This is a genomic window from Telmatospirillum siberiense (genome assembly GCF_002845745.1).
GTDB classification, from domain to species: Bacteria; Pseudomonadota; Alphaproteobacteria; order Rhodospirillales; family Magnetospirillaceae; genus Telmatospirillum; species Telmatospirillum siberiense.
This window is the reverse complement of record NZ_PIUM01000003.1, coordinates 42,292-66,695: the sequence shown is the minus strand read 5'-3', so window position 1 is coordinate 66,695 and position 24,404 is coordinate 42,292. Positions and strand designations below refer to the sequence as shown.

The following is a 24,404-nucleotide window of genomic DNA, read 5'->3' as shown; positions in this document are numbered from 1 at the left end:
ATGATACCAACTCTCGGTGATCGGAACCGATCACCGAGCCCTCAATCGCCGGACGGGTTTCTCCGAAACCCCGGGCTTCGCGCCAACGATGGCGCGGGCCCTCAATGGGCCAGACCGAGTCTCGATGAGTCATCCTCATCGAGACTCGGCATGACTTCCGTAGCGGCGCTGCGGCGGTCATGGGCGTCGGCCGGTCCGTGGCTGGTCTCGATCATCGGGATCTTGTTTGTCGGAGTATATCTGTTCGACGGCCAATTCCCCTTCGTTTCCCACGCCGGCTCGTCGGTTCCCGTCAGGGGTTTGGAACGCAGTCTGCCGGCGGTTCCCGCCGTGACCGAGGCCGCTCCGCTGCTCGTCGAGCCTGTGTCGATGCCTCCGGCCATCTCGCTGCCGCAGCCGATTACGCTGCCGCCGATCGGGGTCGAAGCCGCGGAGACGGCGACCAATCCGTCGCCCCTACGGTTTCCCGAAGACGGTGTGGCGAGGGCCGAACCGTCTTCGCGGCCGATTCCCGATCCGGCGGCTCAACTGGCTCTTGCCCTCAATCTGCTCGAAGACCAGAGCCAGCCGTCGAATGCTGCCAAGGCCGTCGGCCTATTGCGCGGGGCGGCCGAGGCCGGATTGGCCGACGCCCAGTTTCATCTGGGGTACGCCTACCGGCGCGGTATCGGCGCGAGTCCTGATCCGGTGGAGGCGGCGGGTTGGTACCGCCGAGCGGCGGAGCAGCGTCATTGGCTTGCCGCCTACCATCTGGCGGTTTCCTATGCCGAAGGGGCGGGGGTTCCTCAAAATTTCGAGACTGCCGCCGAGTGGTTTCGCAAAGCCGCGGACGGCGGGGTCGTCGCTGCCCAGTTCAATTTTGCGACCCTGTGCCTGCAAGGTAACGGGGTGCCGCGCGATCCCTATCTCGCCTTGAAATATTACAGTCTCGCAGCCAATGCGGGCGACGCTGAGGCCAGGACCCAGGCGGCGGCGATCACGCAGGCCTTGCGCCAAAGCGCCGAATCCCGCCGACCGCCAGTCGCCGGCCAGTGATCACTGGCCGGCCACCCCCGTCTCGCCGACCGCCGATTGAAGATAGTTCTCCTGGCCCAGCTTGCCGATCAGGTCGATCTGCGTTTCGTAGAAATCGATCCGTTCCTCGGTTTCCTCCAGAAGCTCGGTCAGCAGGTCGCGGCTGACGAAGTCCTGGGCTTCCTCGGCCTTGGCGATGGTGGTGACCAGTTCGGTCCGGGCGGACGTTTCGCGGGTGAGATCATTTTTGAGGATTTCCGGCACATCCTCGCCGATCAGCAATTTGCCCAGATCCTGAAGATTGGGCAGCCCTTCCAGGAACAAGATCCGTTCGATCAGTTCGTCGGCTTCCTTCATCAAAGCGATGGAGGCATGGTATTCCGTTTTGCCGAGGCCGGCGAAGCCCCAGTTTTTCAGCATGCGGGCGTGCAGGAAATATTGGTTGATGCCGGTAAGATAATGGCGCAGCACCTTGTTCAGGTGTCCATTGATACCCTTGGCTGCCTTCATCGTCGCGCTCCGTGGCCAATTTCAGGGCGGAAAACAGTTGTGAGTTTCCGGTCCCTTGATCTTCAGGCGGGACCGCTTCCCGCTGCGGATTGCAGATAGTTCTGAAGGCCGATTTTGGCGATCAGTCCAAGCTGCTGTTCAAGCCAGTAGGTGTGGTCTTCCTCGGTGTCCTCGAGAAGCTTGACCAGAATCCGCCGCGTTTCGAAATCCTCTTCGCCTTCACAAAGCCGGATAGCTTTCTTCAATGCGGCAATAACCTGGTTTTCGTAAGCGAGGTCGGCCTTGAGCATGTCGGGGACGGTGCTGCCGACGGAAAGGGGGAGGCGGGCGGCGACGTCCGGCGTTCCCTCAAGGAAAAGGATCCGGTGGATCAGCGTCGCCGCATGTTCCAATTCCTCGACGCGTTCGTGCTCGGCACGCTCGTAAAGTCGGGAGAAACCCCAGTTTTCATACATGCGGGAATGGATGAAATATTGGTCGGCGGCGGTCAACTCGCCGGTGAGCAACGAATTGAGCTCCTGGATGACCGATTTTTTGCCCTGCATCGGTGACCCTTCCTGCAAATGACAATAAGCCAGCCTGCTCTGGAACGATAAAAAAGTCGATGAGTTTGTTGGTATTACAGAAGATCATGCGATGAAGTTAAGAAACGCTCGCATTTGACCGGGCGAGGGCGTATGTTACGAATCGTTCGCAACTAATGGGCCGGCGGGTGGATGGACCCGGCATGGGCCCGGCCGTGGAGATCTTCTCTGCCATGTATATTTGCGTCTGCAATGCCCTGACCGAAAGCGACATCCGGTCCGCCGAAACGGCGGGCGCCGCCACGCATGGCGAGGTTTTTCGCCATTTCGGCGTGAGACCTCAATGCGGTCGCTGCTTTTCCTCCATGCGCGGCATGATGGGGTGCAGCGGGGCATGCGGCGAACGCCGCCATGCCGATGATGCTGTTGCCGTCACCCGGATGACCCGCCGCGACGGCCGCTAACAACCCACCCTCCATCCTTCGAACAAATTGCCTGCTTGCCTTAGGCCGCCAGGGCGAATAAAAAGGCGCCAATCTATCGATCCTCGGCTGCGTGGCCGAGGTGCTTTTTTTTGGTGGTCGCATGCTGCATGTTCTTCTCGTCATCCATCTGCTCATTGCCATCGGTCTGGTCGGCGTCATCCTTCTGCAGCGTAGCGAGGGCGGAGCGCTTGGTATCGGCGGTGGCGGCGGCGTGATGACGGGCCGTGCGGCCGGCAATCTGCTGACACGGACCACGGCGATCCTGGCGACGGGCTTCTTCGTGACCAGTCTGGCCCTGGCGCTGATCGCCAATTCGCGCAGTCAGCCCAGTTCCATCATGGATACCGCGCCGGCACCGACGGCACCCGCCGCTCCGGCGGCGCCTACGGCGCCACTCAGCCGGTAATCCCGGCTAATCCCGCCAGAGAGGCCTCAGCGATGACGCCTCTCTCTTTTTTTGACGATAACGGCATCACGCCCCTCTTGGGCGTGGCCGACCTCTGGTGTATTGTAACGGCCCATGACGCGCTTCATCTTCATCACCGGCGGCGTGGTTTCCTCCCTCGGCAAGGGTTTGGCGTCCGCGGCATTGGCGTCGCTCCTGCAGACCCGCGGCTTTAAGGTTCGTCTTCGCAAGCTGGATCCCTATCTGAATGTGGACCCTGGGACCATGAGTCCCTATCAGCATGGCGAAGTGTATGTGACCGACGACGGGGCGGAGACCGACCTGGATCTCGGACATTACGAACGCTTTACCGGCGTAGCTTCCCGCCGTTCGGACAACATCACCACCGGACGCCTTTACTCCAATGTGATCGCCAGGGAGCGCAAGGGTGACTATCTGGGGGCGACCATCCAGGTCATTCCCCATGTCACCGACGCCATCAAGGAATTCATCCTTTCCGATCTCACCGACGAGGATTTCGTTCTCTGTGAAATCGGCGGAACGGTCGGCGATATCGAAAGCCTGCCGTTCCTGGAGGCCATTCGGCAGCTGGGGAACGAGTTGGGGCGCGAAGGCACGATGTTCGTGCATCTGACCCTGTTGCCCTATATCCCCTCGGCCGGCGAACTGAAGACCAAACCGACGCAGCACTCGGTCAAGGAGTTGCTGTCGGTGGGAATTCAGCCCGATCTGCTGCTGTGCCGCTCGGATCGCGACATTCCCAGCAGCGAGCGCCGCAAGATCGCGCTGTTTTGCAACGTCCGCGAGGAAGCGGTCATCCCCGGGCTCGACGTCGATACCATTTATCAGGTGCCGGTGAGCTATCACGAGCAGGGATTCGACGACCAGGTCTGTAAGCATTTTGGTCTTTCAGGCGCGCCGCCGGCCGATCTGAGCCGCTGGAATAAGATCGTCGATCGCATCCGCATGCCGGAAGGCGAGGTGACCATTGCCGTCGTCGGCAAATACACCAGCCTGCTTGACAGCTATAAATCACTGGGCGAGGCGCTCCAGCACGGCGGTATCGCCAACAATGTCAAGGTCCGCCTGAACTGGATCGACAGCCAGATCTTCGAAAGCGAAGAGGCGATCCACGAGCTTGAGGACGTCCATGGCATCCTGGTGCCGGGCGGTTTCGGCGAACGTGGCGTTTCCGGAAAGATCGCGGCGGTCAAGTTCGCCCGCGAGCATCGCGTACCTTATTTCGGTATCTGTTTCGGCATGCAGATGGCGGTGATCGAGGCGGCGCGCAATCTGGCCGGCCTGTCGCATGCCAGTTCGACCGAATTCGGCCCCTGCGACGAGCCGGTGGTCGGCTTGATGACCGAATGGTTGCGCGGCAATCAACTGGTGCATCGCGCGGCCGGAGACGATCTGGGCGGCACCATGCGGCTTGGCGCCTACGGTTGCCATCTGCAGCCGGGAACCAAGGTCGCCGACATTTATGGCGCGGCTGTCATCAGCGAACGCCATCGGCACCGTTACGAAGTGAACATCGATTACAAGGAACGCCTGGAGCAGACCGGCATGGTGTTTTCGGGCATGTCGCCCGACGGCGTGTTGCCCGAGATCGTCGAACGTCCGGATCATCCCTGGTTCATCGGCGTGCAGTTCCATCCCGAACTGAAATCCAAGCCGTTCGATCCGCATCCTTTGTTCACCTCCTTCATTCAGGCCGCCATTCGCCAATCGCGTCTGGTCTAGGCGAAAGTCCGCATGACAGAAGCACGACACATCACCATCGGCTCGCTTACCCTCGGTAATGATCTGCCTTTCGTGCTGATCGCCGGCCCCTGTCAGATGGAAAGCCGTTCCCATGCGCTGGAAACGGCGCTGGCTCTCAAGGATATGTGCGACAAGGAGGGGGTCGGGCTGATCTATAAGACCTCCTTCGACAAGGCCAACCGCACCAGCGTGGCCGGTCAGCGCGGCGTCGGTTTGGAGGCGGCATTGCCGGTTTTCGCGGAAATCCGCGAAAGCCTCGGCATTCCGGTGTTGACCGACGTGCATAACGCCGGGCAGTGCGCTCCCGTCGCCGAGGCTGTCGACGTCTTGCAGATTCCCGCCTTCCTGTGCCGGCAGACCGATCTTCTGCTGGCGGCCGGTGCCACCGGCCGGGCGATCAACGTCAAGAAAGGCCAGTTTCTCGCTCCCTGGGACATGGTCAATGTCGCCAAGAAGATCGAGAGCACCGGCAACGATCGCGTGATGCTGTGCGAGCGTGGCGCCAGTTTCGGCTACAACACCCTGGTCACCGACATGCGCAGCTTGCCGATCATGGCCAGAACCGGCTGTCCGGTGGTGTTCGACGCGACCCATTCGGTGCAGCAACCGGGAGGCCAGGGCAGCAGTTCCGGCGGTCAGCGGGAGTTCGCGCCCGTCCTGGCGCGGGCCGCCGTATCCATCGGTGTCGCCGCCGTTTTCGCCGAAGCTCACGAGAACCCCGATTGCGCACCGTCCGACGGGCCCAACATGATTCCGCTGGCCGAGATGCCTGAATTCATCGCCACCCTGGCTGCCTTCGATCGTTTGTCCAAAGCCAGGCCACTTCATAGTCTTTGATATTTTTTCCAGAGGAGACTGCAGCCGATGTCTGCGATTACCGATATCCATGCGCGTGAAATCCTCGATTCGCGCGGCAATCCCACCGTCGAAGTCGATGTCATCCTTGAGTCTGGCGCATTTGGTCGGGCCGCTGTACCGTCAGGTGCCTCGACCGGCGCCCATGAAGCGGTCGAACTGCGTGACGGCGACAAGAAGCGCTATGGCGGAAAGGGCGTTCTGAAGGCCGTCGAAGGGGTTAACGGCGAAATCTACGATGCTCTGGCTGGCTTCGACGCCGAAGACCAGTTGCATGTCGATCGGACGATGATCGAACTGGACGGCACGCCGAACAAGGCCCGCCTGGGCGCCAATGCCATCCTCGGTGTTTCCCTGGCCGTGGCCAAGGCTGCCGCCGAAGAGGCCGGTCTGCAGCTTTATCGTTATGTCGGCGGCACCTTCGCCCACACCCTGCCGGTCCCGATGATGAACATCATCAACGGTGGCGCGCACGCCGACAATCCCATCGACATCCAGGAATTCATGATTCAGCCCGTCGGGGCGGCCAATGTCGCCGACGCGGTGCGGATCGGCTCGGAAGTGTTCCAGGCACTGAAGAAGGCTCTGAAGGACGCCGGCCACAACACCAACGTCGGTGACGAGGGTGGTTTCGCCCCCAATCTGAAGAGCACGGAAGCTGCGCTGGATTTCGTTTTGAAGGCCGTCGAGGCTGCCGGCTACAAGCCGGGCGACGACGTCTGCCTGGCGGTCGACGCCGCGTCGACCGAATTCTTCAAGGATGGCAAATATGTCCTGGCTGGCGAGAAGAAGACGCTCGACAGCAAGGCCTTCGTCAAATACTGGTCGAAGCTGGTCGCCAACTATCCGATCATCTCCATCGAAGACGGCATGGCCGAGGACGATTGGGAAGGCTGGAAGCTGCTGACCGACGCCCTGGGGGAAAAGGTGCAGTTGGTCGGCGACGATCTGTTCGTCACCAATCCGCAGCGTCTGGCCCGCGGCATCGAGCAGGGCATCGGCAACTCGATCCTGGTCAAGGTCAACCAGATCGGCACCCTGTCCGAAACCCTGGAAGCCGTCGAGATGGCGCATAAGGCCGGCTACACCGCCGTCCTGTCGCACCGTTCGGGCGAGACCGAGGACGCCACCATCGCCGATCTGGCGGTGGCGACCAATGCCGGCCAGATCAAGACGGGCTCGCTGTCGCGTTCCGATCGTCTGGCCAAGTACAACCAGTTGATCCGCATCGAAGAGGAATTGGGCCCGATCGCTCAATTCGCCGGCCGCAGCATTCTGCGCCGTAAATAAGACCGGTCCCGGTATCGGGACGCCACTCACAAGACAGACTTTACGGAAAAAGGGATCGCTTCGGCGGTCCCTTTTTTTCGCAACGGCGCCTCAGGCGCATTCAAGCGATTGCCTCGCAGCAATCCCGTTGTCAGATACACAAAATCCTGTATTTTGTATACATGTTGGATGCCAAGGTATCCTGGCCGGGCCGTCTTCGTCGTTCGAACGGTGCCGTCCCGTGACCGAATTTTAGGAGTCTGCTGATGGTGCAAAGCTTGGATACCGGGACCGCCCCGCGATCCTGGAACAAACGCGGGCAAGACAAGGCTCGGCGCCTGGCCGCCGTCGCCCCCTGGCTTTCCGGCAAGGTTCTGCCGTCCTCCCGGATCGTCGAGGCGCTGGAAGTGCTGGTCCATTCCGGGGATCGCGTGGCGCTGGAAGGCAACAACCAGAAGCAGGCCGATTTCCTGTCGCGCTCGCTGGCCGAGGTCGATGCCAGGAAGATCCATGATTTGCATCTTCTGATTTCCAGCATCAGCCGGCGCGAACATCTGACCCTGTTCGAAAAAGGCATCGCCAGAAAGGTCGATTTCGCCTTCGCCGGGCCGCAAAGCCTGCGCGTCGCCCAGCTTCTTGAGGATCGGAAGCTGGAGATCGGGGCCATCTACACCTATGTCGAACTCTATGCCCGGATGTTCGTCGACCTGACCCCGAACATCGCCCTCGTCTGCGCCGAAAAGGCCGACGCCCAGGGCAATCTTTATACCGGGCCGAACACCGAGGATACGCCGACCATCGTCGAGGCCACCGCCTTCCGGCAGGGCATCGTCATCGCCCAGGTCAACGAGTTGACCGATGAACTGCCGCGCGTCGACATTCCCGGCAGCTGGATCGATCTGGTGGTGGTGGCCGACCGCCCATTCGCCATCGAACCGCTGTTCACCCGCGATCCCCGGATTATCAACGAGCTGCAGATTCTGATGGGCATGATGGTGATCCGCGGCATCTACGAACGCCACGGCGTCACCTCGCTCAACCATGGCATCGGTTTCGACACCGCCGCCATCGAACTGTTGCTGCCGACCTACGGCGCGTCCCTGGGCCTCAAGGGCAAGATCTGCCGCAACTGGACCCTGAACCCCCATCCGACGCTGATTCCCGCCATCGAAAGCGGCTGGGTCGAAAGCGTCCATTGCTTCGGCAGCGAGGTCGGGATGGAGGACTATATCCGGGCGCGGCCCGACGTCTTCTTTACCGGCCATGACGGCAGCCTGCGGTCCAATCGCGTGTTGTGCCAGTTGGCCGGCCAATATGGCGTCGATCTGTTCATCGGTTCGACCTTGCAGATGGATCCCGACGGCAATTCCTCGACCGTCACCATGGGCCGTCTGGCCGGCTTCGGCGGCGCGCCCAACATGGGACACGATCCCAAGGGCCGGCGTCACAGCACGCCCGCCTGGTTGAGTCTGATCACCGCCGATTCCGAGGTGGTTCGCGGTCGCAAGCTGGTGGTCCAGTTGGCCGAGACCTATCAGAAAGGCGGCGAACCGGTGATCGTCGAGTCCCTGGACGCCGTGCAGGTGGGCAAGAACGCCAACATGCCGGTTGCCCCGGTGATGATCTATGGCGACGACGTCAGCCATGTGGTGACCGAGGAAGGCATCGCCTATTTGTTCAAGGCCGACGGCATCGAGGAACGCCGGGCCGCCATCGCCGCCGTGGCCGGCGCCACGCCGGTCGGCCTGAAGGCGAATCCCCGCAAGACCGAGGATTTGCGCCAACGCGGCATCGTCGCCTACCCCGAGGACATGGGCGTGCGGCGCGGCGATGCCAAGCGCTCCCTGCTGGCCGCCCGCAGCATCGAAGAGTTGTCGGCCTGGTCGGGCGGGCTTTACCAGCCGCCGGCCCGCTTCCGGACCTGGTGAGGCGGCGATGCCCCCCAAGAGCGAATTCTCTCCCTGGAGATGACAGCAATGGAAACATTCACATTCGACTATCCAGCGGACCAGAAAGCCACGGCGCGCGCCCATGTCGGCGTGGTCGGGTCCGGGGATCTGGAGGTTCTGCTGGAGCCTTCGCCGGATCAGACGGCGCATGTGCGCATCAATACCAGCGTCGATGGCTATGGCCAGGTCTGGAAGAACGTTTTGGACCGCTTCTTCACCCGCTTCCGCAAGGCGGTCCGCATCGAGATCAACGACTTCGGAGCGACCCCCGGCATGGTGGCGCTGCGTCTGGAGCAAGCCGTCGAGGAGAGCCGGCAATGACCGCCGCCGTCACCGATCTGGACCGGCTGCTGTCCAGAAAGAGCTTCATCGAACTGTCCGCCCGCGAACGGACAAAGGCTCTGCTGGATGCCGGGACCTGGCGTGAATTGTTGGGCCCCTTCGACCGGCTCCACTCCCCTTGGCTCGAAATGCAGGACATCGTTCCGCAGGAAGATGACGGCGTGGTCGTCGCCCGGGGTCTGATCGATGGCCAGCCGGCGGTGGTTGCCGGCATCGAAAGCGCCTTTCAAGGCGGCAGCATGGGCGAGATCGCCGGCATGAAGATCGCCGCGGCGCTGGATCTGGCCCGCCAGGACCATGAAAGGGGCATCCCGACGCGACCGGTTCTTCTGTTGGAAACCGGGGGCGTCCGGCTGCAGGAGGCCAATCTGGGGCTGGCGGTGATCGCCGAGATTCACGCCGCCATCATTGCCTTGCGTCCCCATGTGCCGGTGGTCGGCATCATCGCCGGTTTGGTCGGTTGTTTCGGCGGCATGTCGCTGGCCGCCGCCCTGTGCAGCCATTTGATCGTTACCCCGCAGGCCCGTCTGGGCATGAACGGGCCGGAAGTGATCGAACAGGAGGCTGGTATCGCCGAGTTGGACGCTTCGGACAAGCGGCTGATCTGGAGTTTGATCGGTGGCGAGCAACGGGCCGCCGTCGGACTGGTCGACCAATTGGTCGAGGACGACGCCGATGCCATCGCCGAGGCCGTGCGCGCCGCCTTCAGGGCCGGTCAGCCGGACAGCTATCGCAGCCAGCAAATCCCGCAGTTTCTGGCACGCCTCGTTGCCATCGATCCAGCCCTCGTCACCGATGGGCCGGCCCTGCGCGCCCTGTGGGGAAAAGGAGAACAGGCATGAGCAATCATCGCGACGGCATCAGCCGTGGCCAAATCTGGTTCGAGGCGCTGACCGGCCAGTCGGGTCTGGTCGAACAGGCTCCCCCGTCCGTGCGATGCGCCGACATCACTTTCGCCGGCGCGGTCACCCGCTTTCTGGCGGTGGTGCCCGATCCCGACAGCCGTTTTCCCCGTGCCCGCCAAGGTGAAGTTGGGCTGGAGCAGGGATGGACCTTGGCCCGGTTCGTGCGGCAGGCTATCGACAGCGATGGTGACGGTGCCCGCCGGCCCATCGTCGCCGTGGTCGATGTACCGAGCCAGGCTTATGGCCGCCGGGAAGAGCTGATCGGCATCCATCTGGCCTGCGCGGCGGCGGTCGACGCTTATGCCAGCGCCCGTCTGGCCGGTCATCCCGTTGTGGCGTTGCTGGTCGGCCGCGCCATGTCCGGCGCCTTTCTGGCGCATGGCTATCAGGCCAATCGCATCGTCGCCCTCGACGATTCCGAGGTCTTGGTCCACGCCATGGGTAAGGCGGCGGCGGCGCGCGTCACCAAACGCAGTGTCGAGGAATTGGATGTCCTTGGCGAGACGGTGTTGCCGATGTCCTACAACATCCGTAACTACGCCAAGCTTGGGATATTGCACGCGCTGATCAGCGGCGTGAACGCCGACGCTCCGGGCGCCGCCGATATCGAGCGCATCAAGGCTGAGGTCACGGCGGCCATCGCCAGTGCGAAATCCGGCGGAACCGGTCTCGACAACCGTTTGACATCGCCCGCCGCCCACAAGGTTCGCGCCGCCTCCATCGAGGTTCGCCGTCGCATGGCGGAACAATGGGCGGCGCCCTGATCCGTCCGCACGATCTGGTGGAACCGGAGCGGATCGACGCCATCGTCGGCGATGGTCCGCTTCCCGCCTGGGTGCCTGAAAGCCTGGCCGCCGCTCCGCTGGTGGTGGTTCGGCGGGTTCCTATTTCAGGCGGGCGTCTTCCGATAGGCGTTCGTGGCGTCGGCCGCGAACGCCGTTTTGCCGGCTGGCTGGATGAAAAATGCGTACGCCGTGTCGTTCGGCCGCAGGATCTGACGGCCCGCGCGGCGTGGCGTACGGCGCCACGTGCCGCCGAGCTTCCTCATTTCACCATCCTGGCCGCCATTGATGTTCTGATGGTCGAGGCCGGACTTCCCTGGGGACCGACGGGGAGCGCCGGGTTCGAATTGGCCAGCGGCAAGCCGACGATGACGGCGGCCAGCGATATCGATCTTCTGATCTGCCCCCATGCCCCTCCGACACCGCAAAACATCGCTCGACTTCACGATGCCCTCGGCGCCTTCCCGGTCCGTATCGACGGGCAGATGGCGCTGACGTCCGGTTGGGTCGCCCTGGCCGAATTCGCCCGGGCGCCCCGCCGCATCGCCTTGCGGACGTTGACCGGCGTGGAATTGATCGAGAATCCATGGAAGGATCAACGGCGATGAGCATTGCGTTCCTGTTTCCCGGACAAGGCGCCCAGACGCCCGGCTTCCTTCACCGTCTGCCCGACCATCCGGTCGTCGCCGCCACCCTGGCCGAAGCCGGTGAAATCCTGGGACAGGATGTCCTCGCCCTCGATGACGCGGGGGCTTTGGCCTCGACGGTCGCCGTGCAGATCGCGACGGTCACGGCCGGTGTTGCCCTTGCCAGGCTGGCTGGGGCAAGCGGCGTTCGCCCCGATGGCGTTGCCGGTTTGTCGGTCGGTGCCTTCAGCGCGGCCATCGCCGGTGGCTCCCTGACCTTTGCCGACGGATTGCCGCTGGTTCGCCTGCGCGCTCAATTGATGGAACAGGCCTATCCCACCGGTTATGGCTTGGCTGCCGTGGTCGGATTGGACGAGCGGCGCCTGGCCGGCCTGATCGAGGAAAATTTTGATCAGGCGGCGCCGGTTTATCTGGCCAATCTCAATGCGCCGACGCAATTCGTCATCGCCGGCGCCGAGGATGGCCTCGAGGCCATCCTCGGCCTGGCACGCGCCGCCGGTGCCCGCAAGGCCGAGCGGATGGCGGTCGGCGTACCATCCCATTGTCCGCTGTTGGAAAAGGTTGCCCGGGTTCTGGCCAAGGCCATCGCCGAGATCCCGATGGCAATACCCGAATGCGTCTATGTCGACAATCGGCGGGCGCGAGCGACGCGCGACCCCGAGTTGATCCGCGCCGATCTTGCCGGGAATGTCATGTATCCGGTGCGATGGCACGACGGCAGCGTGCTGCTCTACGAATTGGGGGCCCGGTTATTTATTGAAATGCCGCCGGGTCACGTCCTGACCAATCTGGCGGCTGCCGTGTTCGATGACGCGCGTGCCATCGCCGCCGAGGAAACCCCGCTTGAAACCATCACCATCCTGGCCGACCGCGAGCGGCGCCTGGACGAAGAGCGATAATTTCCAGGCCGGACGGCGAGCGTGGCCGTCCTTTCAAGGCCGGATCACGCCACCGCGCTTTCGCTTTCGATCAGGGCCAACAGATTGGCGAAGCGATCGCCTTGCATACAGACATGCGAGCGCAGACAATCGGCCGCTCCTGCCGGATTTCCGGCCAGGATCGCCTCCAGCACTTCCGAATGTTCTCCGAAGGACGAGGCCATGCGTCCCGGCATCCGCAATTGCAGACGTCGGAAGGGCCGCAGGCGTCGCTGCAGCGCCAGGGCCTGCTCGGCCAGAAATCCGTTATGGCTGAGACGGTAAAGTGTTTGGTGGAACGCCTCGTTGACGCGGTAATAGGTGTCGGGATCGTTTTCCTTCAACGCGGTCTGGCAAGCCTGGTGGGCCGCGATCAATTCCCGGCGTTCGCCGTCGCTGATCGTTCGGGCGGTCAGGCTTGCGCACATCGCCTCCAATTCGGCCATGACGTCGAACATTTCCTGAAGCCGGTCCGGCGCCACCTGCGCGACCACGGCCCCCCGCCGCGGCCGCATCTCGATGACGCCGGTCGAGGCCAATTGGATGAGCGCTTCGCGGATTGGGGTTCGCGATACGCCGAAAAATGCCGCCAATTCGGTTTCGTCGAGACGCATTCCCGGCCGATAAACGCCGGTTATGATCCGGTCCTCGATGCGTTCGCGCAATTGCTCGGACAATTTTTGTCCGATGATCTCGTTCAACAGACATCCCTTTCGCGATGACGTCCTGAATAGAATATACAATATACAAGGAAAGTGGCGGAAGACGAGGCTTTTCACCTTTCCATGGCGACCTCGATGCCCAGCCTGCATGACCAAATGGTGCTGAAAGCGGAAGCGATCCGGCGGGGGATTCCATACCTAACCGGTTCGATGATCATGCATCACTTTGGTATTAATACTAAAGGTTGGTTTATTCGAGATCTCTCATTCTTTCCGTTTTGGAATGTCGGCGGGGGCGGCGTTGGAAGGGAAGGGTGTGTGTTTTTTTTGCAACTGTGGTGAAAGAATGTGCACGAAAACCGAATGACCACAGGAAAAATGTCACATTCGTTTTACTCGGTGTGGAGAGCGTGACATATAATTAATTCCATAGATGGTGGAAACGAATGGTCAAAAATGACCGGTTGATCGATGGGCATTCTGAATTTATCGGTCATTAACCAACGCACATAAAGTAATATGCGTAATGAAAGCTGCTAATATGCTTTCATTGTGACTGTTTATTTGTGCCATCTTCTCAGAAGTTCGTATTGCTCAGGAACAGATTCTAGCGTTTGTTTCTGATACTGAAGCTGAGGGGAAGCTATGAGCATAAAAAATGTAGTGATCGGTCTCCTCTGCGGTTCCGCTGCTCTGTGGGCCGCGAATGGATATGCCGCGGAGGGGGCGGCGCCGGAAGGCACGGCTCTTTACTCGGAGAAGGGGGATCAGACCTGCCTCAAATGTCATGATGAGGCTCCTTACAATGCCATTATGAAAACGCCGCATGCGGTCAAGGGTGATGCGCGGACACCTGCGGCAACCCATGGTTGCGAGTCCTGTCACGGGCCAAGCGCCGCACATGCGAGCAATCGTCCGCCCAAGGGGCAGAAACGGACGCCGCCGGGCGTGGTGTTCTCCGGGCCCGATGCCTCTCCGGCCGAAGCACGGGCGGAGGTCTGCGTCGGTTGCCATCGTGGCGGCCAGCGGATGAAGTGGGTGGGGAGCCAGCATGAGGCGAATAACGTCGCCTGCAATGCCTGCCACACCGTGCATGCGGAGAAAGACCCGGTCCTGGTCAAGACGACCCAGCCCGAGGTCTGCTTTACCTGTCATGCGAAGGAGCGGGCCGACAGCTTCCAGTATTCGCACCATCCCGTGCGGGAAGGGAAAGTCTCCTGCGCGGACTGCCATAACGTTCATGGCTCGCCGGGACCGAAGCTGGTCAAGGGCTTCACCATCAATGCGACCTGCTACACCTGCCACGCCGAGAAGCGCGGACCCTACATCTTCGAGCATCAGCCGGTTCGCGAGAACTGCGACAACTGCCACGCTCCTCATGGATCGCCGCAAGCCGCGTTGCTGACGGAACGGCAACCCTTCCTTTGTTCGAGTTGTCATAGCGCCAGCGATAACTCGAACCAAAGCGGTGGCTGGTTCGGCGGCAAATCGTCCCTGGCGGGCGGGCATACGCAAAGCTACTACCTGACCAATCGAAGCTGCCTCAACTGCCATTCCAATATCCATGGCTCCAACAGTCCGGCCGGCGAAGCTTTCCTTCGCTGACGTCAAGATCGGATGAATGAGGTGTAAGATGAAAAAACAACTCAGCCTTCGGGTCATGGCACTGGCCGGCGTTTGCCTCGTGCCCATGGCCGTCGCCGCGCAAGGGTTTGACCAGAGCGGCGATTCGTCGGCGCAGGCATCGGACTACAATAATTGGGTCGATGTCGGCGTTCGCTACCAAAGTGGAACCTCTCCTCTATTCGGCCGTTATACCGGCCATGATTCGAGAGGATTCGGTTCTCTCGGCGCCTTCCATCTGCAAGGCGGCGATGATCCCAAATCGGGCGGGACCTATTATTTCGAGGCCGACGGCCGAAATCTCGACTTCCAGCTCGATCACCAGGGGCCGAACAACGCCCTGGCCCCTGAATCCGAAGTGAATGTCACGGCCGGACAACGGGGCACCTGGAAGGTCAATGCCTTTTACGATGCCATCACCTATACGGGGCAGACCTTCTATTCGCCCTATACCAGCAGCGGGGCGCTGGCGCCCGGATTGCAGGCGTTCGGCGGCTATGACGGGGTGACCAGCGGCAGCGGGCATAATCTGAACTATTACGCCACCCACACCCTGCCCATGCTCAAGGAAACTGCGGGTACCCGGCGGGATATCGGTGGCGTCGACGGAAAATACCTGATCGGCAACTGGGTCATCTCCTCCGATTTTCGGCATGAGCATAAGGAGGGGACCAAGCTGCAGACGCTGGAGGGTTCGGCCGCCGGCACGGCTTTTCCCGAGCCGGTGGATTACGACACCAACTTGTTCGGCATCCAGGGCGAATACAATACCGAGCGTCTGCAAGCGTTGCTGCGCTACGACTATTCGCAGTTTACCGACAATACCTCGGCCTTCGTCGCGCCGTTCTTCGCCAGTGACAATAACGGCGAACCGACACGGAATGAGGGGCAATTCACCAGCGTCTATTCCCTGCCGCCCAGCAACGATGCGCACTATGTCAGCGGCATGGCGGCCTATAGCCTGACTCGCGCCACGCAGGTCAATACCGATTTCCGTTATGGACTGGAATCGTCAAACGTGTCCCTGCCGGCGATTACCGCGACACCGCTCTCGCAACTGTACCAATACGGGGGGATGATTCTCAATCCCAGTGGCAGCACGACGCATCAGATGGCTCGCGTCTACAACGGGGATGTTTCGATCAACTCCCGTTCGATACCCAAGCTGGATCTGAAGGCGACCTACGCCATCGAGGGGCGCGAGGTGGGCTCCAATCCGCTTTCGCTTTACGGTGCCGGCTATTTCGAGGCCGCATCCAACAGTATCTGGTATAACCAGTACCATACGAAGAACCAAAACTGGACCAAGCAGAAGGTGGCCATGGAGGCGGGCTACCACGTCCTCGACAGCACCAAGGTGACCGTCGGATACGCTTATGACGACGTTCGGCGCGACGCCGGCGTCACGGCGACCACCGGTGCTTCCGCCGGTGGTGCGATCGGTTACTGGGTCGGACACAGTTCCGAGAACACGGCCTCAATGAAGGTGAGCAACACCTCGATCGCCAAGCTGACCAATTCGGTCGCCTACGAGCATGGCGTGCGGACCGGGACCTACGAATATGTGGCGAATTCTCTGTTATCGGGCGCCTTCTATCAGACGCCCCGTACCTCTGACCGGGTCAAGCTGCGCAGCAATTACCGGGCATCCCGGGAGTGGTCTGTGGGATTGAACGGCCAGTTGGAGGAGAACCATTACCATTACCTGAACGGCCAGACCGGCACCAATCGTGACTCCAACGCCTCGATCGGGCCGGACGTGACCTATTCGCCAACCCAGAGTGTCGACCTGCATGGGTTCTATACCTATGAGAGGATCTATTATGATAACGGCGGCAATGGCATGGCCAAGTACAGCACCGGCCAGGGCTGGGATGTCAACACGACCGACAGCATCCATTCGGCCGGCGCGGCGCTCATCTGGAAAGCCACCGATCGTTTGAAGTTCGACACCGAGTACACTTTCAGCTACGGCGACATCGGCTACAACATGTTCGGCGGCATTACCAGCACGACGACGACGCAGAGTTATCAGAACGTCGAAAATCTGCCCAATGTCTCATCCTCGATGCACAGCCTTAAGGTGCGGGGCGAATATCAATTGACGCCCGCCATCTCGTTCATGGCCGGCTACGGCTTCGATCTCTACAAGGATAACGACTGGTCCTATGGTTGGGATCCCGTCGTTCTGTCGAGCGGCTCCGTCTCCAGTTTGAGTTCGGGTGAATCCAGGTCGAGCTATCGCGTGCACAGCCTCTATACCTCGATGCGCGTCAAATTCTGAAGCGCCTCGGCGGTATTCGATCGCGACCCCTCCGGCGGAACCTCCGCCGGAGGGTTTTTTTATCGGTTCGGAAGATCCAGAAACGGTCGTTCCGGGTGCATGAGGAAGGCTGATCCGATACCAACGAGCAGGAGGATGACCGAACCGGCGAAGGGGAGTATCCAGTTTCCGGTGACGTCGACGACATAGCCGAAGGCCAATGGCGAGATGATCGCGGCCATCGCCGAGCCGGTGTTCATCAATCCGCTGGCCGTTCCTGAATATTGCGGCGCGATATCCATGGGGATCGACCACATGGGGGCGATGGTCAATTCCAGGAAGAAAAAGCCGGCCGACAGGAGCAGGGCGACGACCCCCGGATCGTCGCTCAGAAAAACGGCAAGCAGACAGATGGCTCCGCCTCCCAGACCGGACAGGATCATCGACAGGCGGGCCAGCTTCACCTTGCCGGTCCGTCTCAGAATCATGTCGCTGAGCGTGCCGCCCAGAGTGTCCCCGACGACGCCCGCGAAAAACACCCCCGAGGCGAACAGGGCCGATTGTTTGAGGTCCAGGCCGTGGGCCTGCAGGAAGAATGACGGAAGCCAGTTCAGATAAAGCCACAGGGTCCAGGCGTAGCAAAAATAGGTCACGCTTACCGGCATGATCCGTCGGGCCAATCGTGCCCACGGGGCTTTCCGCTTATGGCCGGAAGCTCCATCGGACGTCGGCAGCCGTGCCAGATCGGCGGCGGTCACGCCTTTGTGTTCGGCGGGGGAATCCCGGAAATACCAACCCCATACGATGACCCAGAGCAGGCTGCACAGTCCCAGTGCGATGAAGGCGCCACGCCAGTTCAGAGCGGCGATCAGGGCCGCCACCACCGGTGGCGTGATGGCATTGCCGAGACGGGCGAAGGAATGGGTCAGTCCCTGGGCGAAGCTGCGTCGGCCATCGGCCACCCAGCTTTGCATGGCCCGCGTCGCCGTCGGGAAAGTGGCTCCTTCGCCGAAGCCCAGCGCCAGGCGGAAGATGAACAGGGAAAGCAACCCCGTCGCCAGACCGGTCAACATGGTCGAAACGGCCCAGATGGTACCGCAGACGAACAGCGTACGACGGGGACCGAAACGGTCGCCAATCCAGCCGCCGAAAATTTGAAACAGCGCGTAAGGATAGGCGAACCCCGAGAGGACAAGCCCAAGTTCTGTATTGCTCAACTGGAACTCGGTCTTGATGGCGTTGGCGGCCGTTCCGACATTGACCCGGTCGACATAAGTGATGAAGTACATCAGGCACAACAGAAGCAATACGATGGTCGGCGTCGTCGGTTTTCGGAACATTGACTTTGTCGTTCGTTAAAAAGGGTGCGTCTTGCTCGGCTCCGCGGCAGGCTTCCTGACCGGGGCCGTGGATTTCCTCAGGACCAGTTCGGTGGTCAGAAAATATTCGGTACCGGCCGGCGGCAGCGACGTCCTTTCCACGTCGGCCAACAAGGCGTGGAAGGCCAGGCGGGCCAGTTCCGTTTGCGACATGCGGATCGAGGTAAGAGGTGGGATGACGAATTCGGCCAGATGGATGTCGTCGAAGCCGATAACGGAGAGATCGTCGGGGACTTGAATCCCCAGTTCATATGCCTTGCGCATGACGCCGATGGCGCTGACATCGTTCGAGCACATGACGGCCGTCGGCCGTTCCGTCCGGGCCGCCAGTTGTTCGAAGGCGGCCAGTCCACCCTCGACGGTGTGATGGCCGCTGACAATCATGCCATCCGGTACTTCGAGGCCTTTTTCAGCCATGGCGTTTTGAAAGGCGAGGGTCCGCGCCGTTGCCGATTTCAGTTCCGGCGGACCGGATACGAAAGCGATGCGCCGATGATGGTGTGACGCCAGATGCTGCACCGCCTGACGCACGCCGATCTGGTATTGGATGCGGATATTGCTGACCAGGGGCAAAGGAGGGCCGACATCAATGAAAACAAGGGGCATCTTGCGGAAATGGAGGTGTTCGAGAAGTTCCTCCTCCATGCCGAAGGTCATGATGGCGACCCCATCCACCTGACGTTCGATCATGCGGCGGATCGCCTTTTCCATGCGATGCTGATCATTGCCGGTCGATGTCAGAAGGATCTCATAATCGTATTGTATGGCGATTTCTTCGAATGCCTGAACGATTCCCGGAAAGAATGGATTGGTGATATCCGGGATGACCAGGCCGAAAATTCGGCTTTTCCCGGAAACCAGGGTTCGGGCCTGCGTATTCGGATAGTATCCAAGCTCATCGATGGCCTTCCAGACGCGCTTGGCGAGATCCGGGTCCACGGTGGAGACATGGTTGATCGTACGCGACACCGTGGCGATGGAAACTTTCGCGTGCTTGGCGATATCTCTGATATCCAAGGCCTTCTCTTTCTTGCGATTTTTCAAGGCGGACGCCTCCGGGATCGTAAAGGGGAAACATTTTCTGCACAACCCGGACGGCGCTGTCTTCTGTAAGGAGACCGGCTGGTGAGCCGCCGGCCTGCGCGACTTTGGGAGTACATCGTAAGGTGGGCGCTGACAATCCGTGACTAACGTGTTAGGTTTAATTCAACCACAATCATAACGGGAGCGTGCTGGGCTTTGTGTTGGCGAGAAGCAAGGCCAATTAGAATATAGCTCTTCGAGTAAACGTTTTCTCCAACAATCCCGTCTGGAAATGCGGCGGCGCGGAGAGAGGAGAAGGGCTTACGGAACCGGAATAGAGCCGCCATTCAAAAAGCGGCCGACGGGACACTGGGATGGAAAAAATGGCCGGAAAGGCGGAATGGGTAGAAAACCTGCTGGAAGTCAGGGGACTGGTGAAGCATTTCCCCGGAGTTCTGGCGCTGGACAACGTGGACTTCACCCTGAGGGCGGGCGAGGTGCATGCCCTGCTCGGTGAAAACGGAGCCGGGAAGTCGACACTGATCAAGATCCTGACCGGCGTTCATCCCCGCGATGGAGGGACGATTCGTCTCGATGGCGTGGATATCGCTCCACGGGACGTGGCGGATGCGCAACGGTTGCGGATCGGCACCGTCTACCAGGAAGTCAATCTGCTCCCCAATCTGTCGGTTGCTGAAAATCTGTTTCTGGGCCGCCAACCGACCCGCTGGGGAATGGTCGATGTCCGCGCAATGCGTCGACGGACGGCGGATATTCTGGCCGGATATGGATTGGCGTCAGTCGATCCGGCGGCGTCCCTGGGGGCGTATTCCGTCGCGATCCAGCAGGTGATCGCCATCGCCCGGGCGGTGGATCTTTCGGCCAAGGTCCTGATTCTCGATGAACCGACCGCCAGCCTTGATCAGCAGGAAGTGGCCACTCTGTTCCAGGTGATGGGCACGTTGAAGGCCAAGGGTATCGGCATCGTTTTCATCACCCATTTCCTTGACCAGGTCTATGCCGTTTCGGATCGCATCACCGTGCTGCGCAATGGCCGCGTGGTCTGCGTGGAAAAGACGTCCGAGCTTTCACGTCTTGCGCTGGTGTCGATGATGTTGGGGCGTGCGATGACGTCTCTGCAACTCCGGCCGTCGCATCGTCCGCCGGTCGGCGATGGCGTGCCGGTCGTCGATTTTCACCATTTCGGCCGTCATTGCTATGTCCATCCCTTCGATTTGCGGATCAGCGCCGGTGAAATCGTCGGCGTCGCCGGCCTGTTGGGGTCGGGACGCACCGAGACCGCCCGGCTGCTGTTCGGACTAGAGCGGGTTGAAAACGGTTCCGTCGCGGTTGGCGGCCGGCCGGTACGCTTGCGCTCCCCCCGTGACGCCATCCGTCTGGGCTTCGGTTATTGCCCCGAGGATCGTAAGAATGACGGTATCGTCGGGGAATTGTCGGTGCGGGAAAACATCATTCTCGCGCTGCAGGCGCGGCGGGGATGGTTGCGTCCCCTGTCGTTCCGCGAACAGGAGAGAATCGCGGCGAAATTCATCGCCGAGCTCGACATCCGCACGCCGGACGCCGACCGGCCGATCCAGTTTCTGTCGGGCGGGAATCAGCAGAAGGCTCTGCTGGCCCGCTGGCTGGCCACCGAGCCCCGGTTCCTGATCCTGGATGAACCGACACGCGGCATCGACGTGGGCGCCCATGCCGAGATCATCCGGCTGATCGACCGTCTGTGCGCCGAGGGACTGGCCATGCTCGTGATCTCGTCGGAACTCGAGGAGATCGTCGCCTACAGTCATCGCGTCCTGGTGATGCGGGACCGCCGTCAGGTCGGCACCCTGACGGGCGACGAGGCCACCGCCGATGGCATCATGGCCACAATCGCGGCCGGCGCTTGAGAAGGGGGACCCATGATGTCCATGACGCATCTGCTCGTCTTTCCAGTGTCGGCCAAACGGCTCGCCTGCGCGAGGAACCTGCCGCAGCTTGTCGGGCTTGGGCTGGTGCTGCTCGTCGATTGGCTGGTGTCACCCCAATTCTTCAATCTCCGTTTTCAGGACGGCCGGCTGTTCGGCAGCGTGATCGACGTTCTCAACCGTGGTGCGCCGGTGACACTTCTTTCGCTGGGCATGACCCTGGTGATCGCCACCGGAGGGATCGATCTGTCGGTCGGCGCCGTGATCGCTATCGCCGGTTCCACCGCCGCGGTGCTGATCAATTCCGGTCTTTCGATCTGGGTGGTCATCGGCTCGACGCTGGTGGCCGGCGTGATCTGTGGATTATGGAACGGCTTGCTGGTCTCGGTGATGCGGATCCAGCCGATCGTCGCCACCCTCATTCTGATGGTGGCCGGACGCGGCATCGCGCAGATGATCACGGAGGGGCGAATCGTCACCTTCGTCGATCCGCGGCTGGCGGCCGTGTCCGGCGGATCCGCGTTCGGGCTGCCGATGCCGGTGGTGATCGTTCTGGCCATGCTGGGGATCACCCTGTTGCTGATCAGGGCGAGCGCGCTCGGCCTGTTGATCGAGGCGGTCGGCATCAATCGGCGGGCCAGTGCCAATGCCGGGGTCAATACCCGGATGATCCTCTTCCTGGTCTATGTCTGGTCCGGTCTTTGCGCAGCGGTCGCCGGACTGGTCCTGGCGGCCGACATCAAGGGCGCCGACGCCAATAATGCCGGATTATGGATGGAACTCGACGCCATTCTGGCGGTGGTGATCGGCGGCACGTCGCTTTTGGGCGGGCGGTTTTCGCTGGTGATGGCGGTCCTCGGCGCCTTGATCATACAGGCGATGAATACCGGCATTCTGTTGAGTGGATTCAAGCCGGAATTCAATCTGATCGTCAAATCGGTGGTGGTGCTGGCCATTTTGTTCGTCCAGTCACCGTCCTTGAAAAAACTATTGAGCAGGAGTGACGGGCGATGATCAGGCGGTTTCTCCCACTTCTTGCCACGACAGTCATTTTTCTTCTTGGATATCTGTACTGTTCTCTGCAGTTTCATAACTTTGCAACAGTCAGGGTTATGTTAAATTTACTGACGGACAACGCCTTTCTCGGCATCATCGCGGTCGGCATGACCTTTGTCATCCTGTCCGGCGGGATCGATCTTTCGGTTGGCTCGGTGATCGCCTTCACCACGGTTTTCCTGGCGATCGCCATCGGACATTGGCATTTGCCTCCGCTTCTGGCGTTCGTCTTCGCTCTGGCCCTGGGGGCGGGTTTCGGCGCCCTCATGGGGTTGTGCATCCATTATCTGGACATCCCGGCCTTCATCATCACCCTGGCCGGCATGTTCCTGGCACGTGGCGTGAGTTTCCTGCTGACCACGGATTCACTGCCGATCGATCATCCCTTCTACAGCCAGTTGAACGATATCTCCCTGCCTGTCATGAGCGGGCGTCTCAGTCTGATCGCCATGGTCATGTTGCTGGTTTTCGTAGTTGGCGGGATTCTCGCCCACCGTACCCGCTTCGGCGCCGATGTCTTCGCCCTTGGCGGCAATTTGACGTCGGCCCGTCTGATGGGGGTGCCGGTGGGGCGCACGATGGTCCTGATCTATACCTTGTCCGGATTCCTTGCGGCTTTGGCGGGAATAGTCTTTTCACTCTACACCCAGGCGGGCTATCCGCTGGCGGCCACCGGCACGGAAATGGACGCCATCGCCGCCGTCGTGATCGGGGGGACCCTGCTGACCGGCGGCTACGGATATGTCTTCGGTACTTTCATCGGCGTTCTGATGCAGGGGCTTATCCAGACCTTCATTACCTTCGATGGGACGTTGAGCAGTTGGTGGACCAAGATCGCCGTCGGCGCCCTCCTGTTCGCTTTCATCGGATTCCAGCGCCTTCTCCTTGTCCTGTGGTCGTCGAAAGGCAGTGCATCGGTGCCGGCCTGATCATCCATGGAAAGGGCGCATGGCATCGCAAACCCAATCATCAGGAACACATGGAAGATAAAACCATGGGAATTCGCTCGTTTCTTTTTGGAACATTGAACGGTTTGCCGGTCCCCGGCTTCGTCCTCGACAACGCCAAGGGAATGCAGGCGAAGGTGATCGCCTATGGGGCACGGTTGACGGAGATGCACGTTCCCGATCGCGACGGGCGGTTGGCCGATATCGTTTTGGGGTTCGACGATCTTCCGAGCTATGTGCGACATGAGACATATTTCGGTGCCACCTGCGGGCGGTTCAGCAATCGGATTGCCGCCGGCGCCTTTTCGCTGGACGGGGCAAGCATTCAGCTCGAACGCAACGAAGGCGGTGTCAGCCATCTGCACGGCGGGCGTCTTGGATTCGACCGCCGAATCTGGAGTGCCTCCACCGACGAAGCCGCCAATCGCGTGCTGTTTTCGCTGATTTCGATGGATGGCGACCAGGGATACCCGGGTACTCTCTTCGCCTCGGCGAGCTATCAGTTGGGCGATGACGGAGACCTGAGAATTCGGATGACCGCGGCGGTCGACAAACCCAGCGTGGTCAACCTGGTCCATCACAGTTACTGGAATCTGGGCGGGCATGCTTCAGGAAGTATCCGCGATCACCGCCTGACCATCGAGGCCGACCATTATCTTCCCGTGGACGAGAACCTGATTCCCACCGGCGAGGTGGCGCCGGTGAGCGGGACGGCATTCGATTTCCGGGGGGGCAGATCCATCGGCGCAGGTCTCGACATGCTGGCTGGCGGGGCATTCGATCACAATTGGTGCCTCAACGGCCCGTCCGGTCGGATCCGACGCCGCATTCGCCTGACGGACGCGGCCTCGGGACGTGGGCTGGACGTTGCAACCGATCAGCCGGGCGTGCAGTTCTATGCCTCTGGCGCCCTGCCGTTGGACGGTCCCTTCGGCAAGAGCGGGGCGCGTTATGTCCCCTTCGATGCGGTCGTTCTGGAAACCCAGACTTTTCCCAATGCCCCGAACGTTGGGCATTTCCCCTCCGCGCGTTTGACGCCCGGAGCATTGTACGATCACAACATGAACTTTCACTTCTTTGCGGAGTGATAGAGGAAGTAATCATCATAAATATATAGTGAGTGTGTGTGATTACTTCTTTTGTGAATATTGTGTTTATAA

The 24,404-nt window shown here is 60.9% G+C and carries 24 protein-coding genes; 19 read left to right on the top strand and 5 right to left on the bottom strand.

Annotated elements, in window-relative coordinates:
- The first annotated feature begins 150 nt into the window (after nucleotides 1-150).
- Complete coding sequence (locus CWS72_RS04025; protein ID WP_158240500.1) at nucleotides 151-1,035, top strand: tetratricopeptide repeat protein; 885 nt, start codon at nucleotides 151-153, stop codon at nucleotides 1,033-1,035.
- On the opposite strand, the gene bfr (CWS72_RS04020) is transcribed toward CWS72_RS04025, so the two are convergent.
- Together bfr (CWS72_RS04020) and bfr (CWS72_RS04015) are read right to left on the bottom strand one after the other, a co-directional pair.
- Nucleotides 1,036-1,524, bottom strand: a complete 489-nt coding sequence (gene bfr, locus CWS72_RS04020) for a bacterioferritin (protein ID WP_101249285.1) — start codon at nucleotides 1,522-1,524, stop codon at nucleotides 1,036-1,038.
- 62 nt (nucleotides 1,525-1,586) lie between these two features.
- Nucleotides 1,587-2,069, bottom strand: coding sequence for a bacterioferritin (gene bfr / locus CWS72_RS04015; protein ID WP_101249284.1), 483 nt, complete (start codon nucleotides 2,067-2,069; stop codon nucleotides 1,587-1,589).
- Nucleotides 2,070-2,251: 182 nt separating this feature from the next.
- On the opposite strand from bfr (CWS72_RS04015), the gene CWS72_RS04010 reads away from it, so the two are divergent.
- The 11 genes from CWS72_RS04010 to mdcH all read left to right on the top strand — a co-directional run bounded on the left by CWS72_RS04010 (nucleotide 2,252) and on the right by mdcH (nucleotide 12,351).
- Nucleotides 2,252-2,512: a (2Fe-2S)-binding protein gene (locus CWS72_RS04010; protein WP_241911568.1), complete on the top strand. Its 261-nt coding sequence runs from the start codon at nucleotides 2,252-2,254 to the stop codon at nucleotides 2,510-2,512.
- A gap of 121 nt (nucleotides 2,513-2,633) precedes the next feature.
- Nucleotides 2,634-2,939, top strand: a complete 306-nt coding sequence (gene secG, locus CWS72_RS04005) for a preprotein translocase subunit SecG (protein WP_101249283.1) — start codon at nucleotides 2,634-2,636, stop codon at nucleotides 2,937-2,939.
- A gap of 114 nt (nucleotides 2,940-3,053) precedes the next feature.
- Nucleotides 3,054-4,682, top strand: coding sequence for a CTP synthase (locus CWS72_RS04000; protein ID WP_101249282.1), 1,629 nt, complete (start codon nucleotides 3,054-3,056; stop codon nucleotides 4,680-4,682).
- A gap of 12 nt (nucleotides 4,683-4,694) precedes the next feature.
- The gene (gene kdsA / locus CWS72_RS03995; RefSeq protein ID WP_101249281.1) at nucleotides 4,695-5,540 is read left to right on the top strand and encodes a 3-deoxy-8-phosphooctulonate synthase; all 846 of its coding nucleotides are present in this window, start codon (nucleotides 4,695-4,697) and stop codon (nucleotides 5,538-5,540) included.
- Nucleotides 5,541-5,567: 27 nt separating this feature from the next.
- A complete protein-coding gene (eno, locus tag CWS72_RS03990; RefSeq protein WP_101249280.1) occupies nucleotides 5,568-6,848 on the top strand; it encodes a phosphopyruvate hydratase in 1,281 nt (426 codons plus the stop codon).
- A gap of 245 nt (nucleotides 6,849-7,093) precedes the next feature.
- Nucleotides 7,094-8,755, top strand: a complete 1,662-nt coding sequence (gene mdcA, locus CWS72_RS03985) for a malonate decarboxylase subunit alpha (protein WP_101249279.1) — start codon at nucleotides 7,094-7,096, stop codon at nucleotides 8,753-8,755.
- Between the two features lie 48 nt (nucleotides 8,756-8,803).
- Nucleotides 8,804-9,097 (top strand): malonate decarboxylase subunit delta, encoded by a 294-nt coding sequence (locus CWS72_RS03980; protein WP_101249278.1) that lies wholly within the window; start codon nucleotides 8,804-8,806, stop codon nucleotides 9,095-9,097.
- Nucleotides 9,094-9,960, top strand: coding sequence for a biotin-independent malonate decarboxylase subunit beta (locus CWS72_RS03975; RefSeq protein WP_101249277.1), 867 nt, complete (start codon nucleotides 9,094-9,096; stop codon nucleotides 9,958-9,960). The genes CWS72_RS03980 and CWS72_RS03975 overlap by 4 nt, the downstream gene beginning before the upstream one ends.
- Nucleotides 9,957-10,787 (top strand): biotin-independent malonate decarboxylase subunit gamma, encoded by an 831-nt coding sequence (gene mdcE / locus CWS72_RS03970; protein WP_101249276.1) that lies wholly within the window; start codon nucleotides 9,957-9,959, stop codon nucleotides 10,785-10,787. The genes CWS72_RS03975 and mdcE overlap by 4 nt, the downstream gene beginning before the upstream one ends.
- Nucleotides 10,772-11,413 (top strand): malonate decarboxylase holo-ACP synthase, encoded by a 642-nt coding sequence (locus CWS72_RS03965; protein ID WP_101249275.1) that lies wholly within the window; start codon nucleotides 10,772-10,774, stop codon nucleotides 11,411-11,413. Before mdcE ends, CWS72_RS03965 begins: the two co-directional genes overlap by 16 nt.
- On the top strand, nucleotides 11,410-12,351 hold the full coding sequence (mdcH, locus tag CWS72_RS03960; RefSeq protein ID WP_101249274.1) for a malonate decarboxylase subunit epsilon: 942 nt from the start codon (nucleotides 11,410-11,412) through the stop codon (nucleotides 12,349-12,351). The genes CWS72_RS03965 and mdcH overlap by 4 nt, the downstream gene beginning before the upstream one ends.
- Before the next feature lie 44 nt (nucleotides 12,352-12,395).
- Here mdcH and CWS72_RS03955 read toward each other — a convergent pair whose 3' ends face one another.
- The gene (locus CWS72_RS03955; RefSeq protein WP_199175536.1) at nucleotides 12,396-13,070 is read right to left on the bottom strand and encodes a GntR family transcriptional regulator; all 675 of its coding nucleotides are present in this window, start codon (nucleotides 13,068-13,070) and stop codon (nucleotides 12,396-12,398) included.
- Nucleotides 13,071-13,124: 54 nt separating this feature from the next.
- Here CWS72_RS03955 and CWS72_RS27335 point away from each other — a divergent pair, with 54 nt between their 5' ends.
- The 3 genes from CWS72_RS27335 to CWS72_RS03945 all read left to right on the top strand — a co-directional run bounded on the left by CWS72_RS27335 (nucleotide 13,125) and on the right by CWS72_RS03945 (nucleotide 16,938).
- A complete protein-coding gene (locus CWS72_RS27335; protein WP_199175535.1) occupies nucleotides 13,125-13,373 on the top strand; it encodes a hypothetical protein in 249 nt (82 codons plus the stop codon).
- 303 nt (nucleotides 13,374-13,676) lie between these two features.
- Entirely contained in the window at nucleotides 13,677-14,636 is a 960-nt protein-coding gene (locus CWS72_RS03950; protein WP_101249272.1) for a DmsE family decaheme c-type cytochrome, read from the top strand.
- Nucleotides 14,637-14,664: 28 nt separating this feature from the next.
- A complete protein-coding gene (locus CWS72_RS03945) occupies nucleotides 14,665-16,938 on the top strand; it encodes an MtrB/PioB family outer membrane beta-barrel protein (protein WP_158240499.1) in 2,274 nt (757 codons plus the stop codon).
- Nucleotides 16,939-16,997: 59 nt separating this feature from the next.
- On the opposite strand, the gene CWS72_RS03940 is transcribed toward CWS72_RS03945, so the two are convergent.
- Both CWS72_RS03940 and CWS72_RS03935 read right to left on the bottom strand, forming a co-directional pair.
- A complete protein-coding gene (locus tag CWS72_RS03940; RefSeq protein WP_101249270.1) occupies nucleotides 16,998-18,257 on the bottom strand; it encodes an MFS transporter in 1,260 nt (419 codons plus the stop codon).
- A gap of 15 nt (nucleotides 18,258-18,272) precedes the next feature.
- A complete protein-coding gene (locus CWS72_RS03935) occupies nucleotides 18,273-19,313 on the bottom strand; it encodes a LacI family DNA-binding transcriptional regulator (RefSeq protein ID WP_101249474.1) in 1,041 nt (346 codons plus the stop codon).
- Nucleotides 19,314-19,702: 389 nt separating this feature from the next.
- On the opposite strand from CWS72_RS03935, the gene CWS72_RS03930 reads away from it, so the two are divergent.
- Genes CWS72_RS03930 through CWS72_RS03915 form a run of 4 tightly spaced genes read left to right on the top strand, consistent with a single transcriptional unit; the run spans nucleotide 19,703 to nucleotide 24,332 of the window.
- Nucleotides 19,703-21,223, top strand: coding sequence for a sugar ABC transporter ATP-binding protein (locus CWS72_RS03930; RefSeq protein ID WP_101249473.1), 1,521 nt, complete (start codon nucleotides 19,703-19,705; stop codon nucleotides 21,221-21,223).
- A gap of 12 nt (nucleotides 21,224-21,235) precedes the next feature.
- Complete coding sequence (locus tag CWS72_RS03925; RefSeq protein ID WP_241911567.1) at nucleotides 21,236-22,255, top strand: ABC transporter permease; 1,020 nt, start codon at nucleotides 21,236-21,238, stop codon at nucleotides 22,253-22,255.
- Nucleotides 22,252-23,226, top strand: coding sequence for a galactofuranose ABC transporter, permease protein YjfF (yjfF, locus tag CWS72_RS03920; RefSeq protein ID WP_101249269.1), 975 nt, complete (start codon nucleotides 22,252-22,254; stop codon nucleotides 23,224-23,226). The genes CWS72_RS03925 and yjfF overlap by 4 nt, the downstream gene beginning before the upstream one ends.
- 50 nt (nucleotides 23,227-23,276) lie before the next feature.
- The gene (locus tag CWS72_RS03915; RefSeq protein WP_241911566.1) at nucleotides 23,277-24,332 is read left to right on the top strand and encodes an aldose epimerase family protein; all 1,056 of its coding nucleotides are present in this window, start codon (nucleotides 23,277-23,279) and stop codon (nucleotides 24,330-24,332) included.
- The last annotated feature ends 72 nt before the right edge of the window (nucleotides 24,333-24,404 follow it).

Excerpts from the sequence above, each read along its gene's own strand:
- secG (WP_101249283.1), top strand. The coding sequence starts at position 2,634 with ATGCTGCATGTTCTTCTCGTCATCCATCTGCTCATTGCCATCGGTCTG.
- CWS72_RS03975 (WP_101249277.1), top strand. The coding sequence starts at position 9,094 with ATGACCGCCGCCGTCACCGATCTGGACCGGCTGCTGTCCAGAAAGAGC.
- CWS72_RS03925 (WP_241911567.1), top strand. The coding sequence starts at position 21,236 with ATGATGTCCATGACGCATCTGCTCGTCTTTCCAGTGTCGGCCAAACGG.
- CWS72_RS03950 (WP_101249272.1), top strand. The coding sequence starts at position 13,677 with ATGAGCATAAAAAATGTAGTGATCGGTCTCCTCTGCGGTTCCGCTGCT.
- bfr (WP_101249285.1), bottom strand. The coding sequence starts at position 1,524 with ATGAAGGCAGCCAAGGGTATCAATGGACACCTGAACAAGGTGCTGCGC.
- CWS72_RS03965 (WP_101249275.1), top strand. The coding sequence starts at position 10,772 with ATGGGCGGCGCCCTGATCCGTCCGCACGATCTGGTGGAACCGGAGCGG.
- CWS72_RS03945 (WP_158240499.1), top strand. The coding sequence starts at position 14,665 with ATGAAAAAACAACTCAGCCTTCGGGTCATGGCACTGGCCGGCGTTTGC.
- CWS72_RS04025 (WP_158240500.1), top strand. The coding sequence starts at position 151 with ATGACTTCCGTAGCGGCGCTGCGGCGGTCATGGGCGTCGGCCGGTCCG.
- eno (WP_101249280.1), top strand. The coding sequence starts at position 5,568 with ATGTCTGCGATTACCGATATCCATGCGCGTGAAATCCTCGATTCGCGC.
- mdcE (WP_101249276.1), top strand. The coding sequence starts at position 9,957 with ATGAGCAATCATCGCGACGGCATCAGCCGTGGCCAAATCTGGTTCGAG.
- mdcA (WP_101249279.1), top strand. The coding sequence starts at position 7,094 with ATGGTGCAAAGCTTGGATACCGGGACCGCCCCGCGATCCTGGAACAAA.
- bfr (WP_101249284.1), bottom strand. The coding sequence starts at position 2,069 with ATGCAGGGCAAAAAATCGGTCATCCAGGAGCTCAATTCGTTGCTCACC.
- mdcH (WP_101249274.1), top strand. The coding sequence starts at position 11,410 with ATGAGCATTGCGTTCCTGTTTCCCGGACAAGGCGCCCAGACGCCCGGC.
- CWS72_RS03915 (WP_241911566.1), top strand. The coding sequence starts at position 23,277 with ATGGAAGATAAAACCATGGGAATTCGCTCGTTTCTTTTTGGAACATTG.
- CWS72_RS03980 (WP_101249278.1), top strand. The coding sequence starts at position 8,804 with ATGGAAACATTCACATTCGACTATCCAGCGGACCAGAAAGCCACGGCG.
- CWS72_RS04010 (WP_241911568.1), top strand. The coding sequence starts at position 2,252 with ATGGGCCCGGCCGTGGAGATCTTCTCTGCCATGTATATTTGCGTCTGC.
- CWS72_RS03940 (WP_101249270.1), bottom strand. The coding sequence starts at position 18,257 with ATGTTCCGAAAACCGACGACGCCGACCATCGTATTGCTTCTGTTGTGC.
- yjfF (WP_101249269.1), top strand. The coding sequence starts at position 22,252 with ATGATCAGGCGGTTTCTCCCACTTCTTGCCACGACAGTCATTTTTCTT.
- CWS72_RS04000 (WP_101249282.1), top strand. The coding sequence starts at position 3,054 with ATGACGCGCTTCATCTTCATCACCGGCGGCGTGGTTTCCTCCCTCGGC.
- CWS72_RS03930 (WP_101249473.1), top strand. The coding sequence starts at position 19,703 with ATGGCCGGAAAGGCGGAATGGGTAGAAAACCTGCTGGAAGTCAGGGGA.
- kdsA (WP_101249281.1), top strand. The coding sequence starts at position 4,695 with ATGACAGAAGCACGACACATCACCATCGGCTCGCTTACCCTCGGTAAT.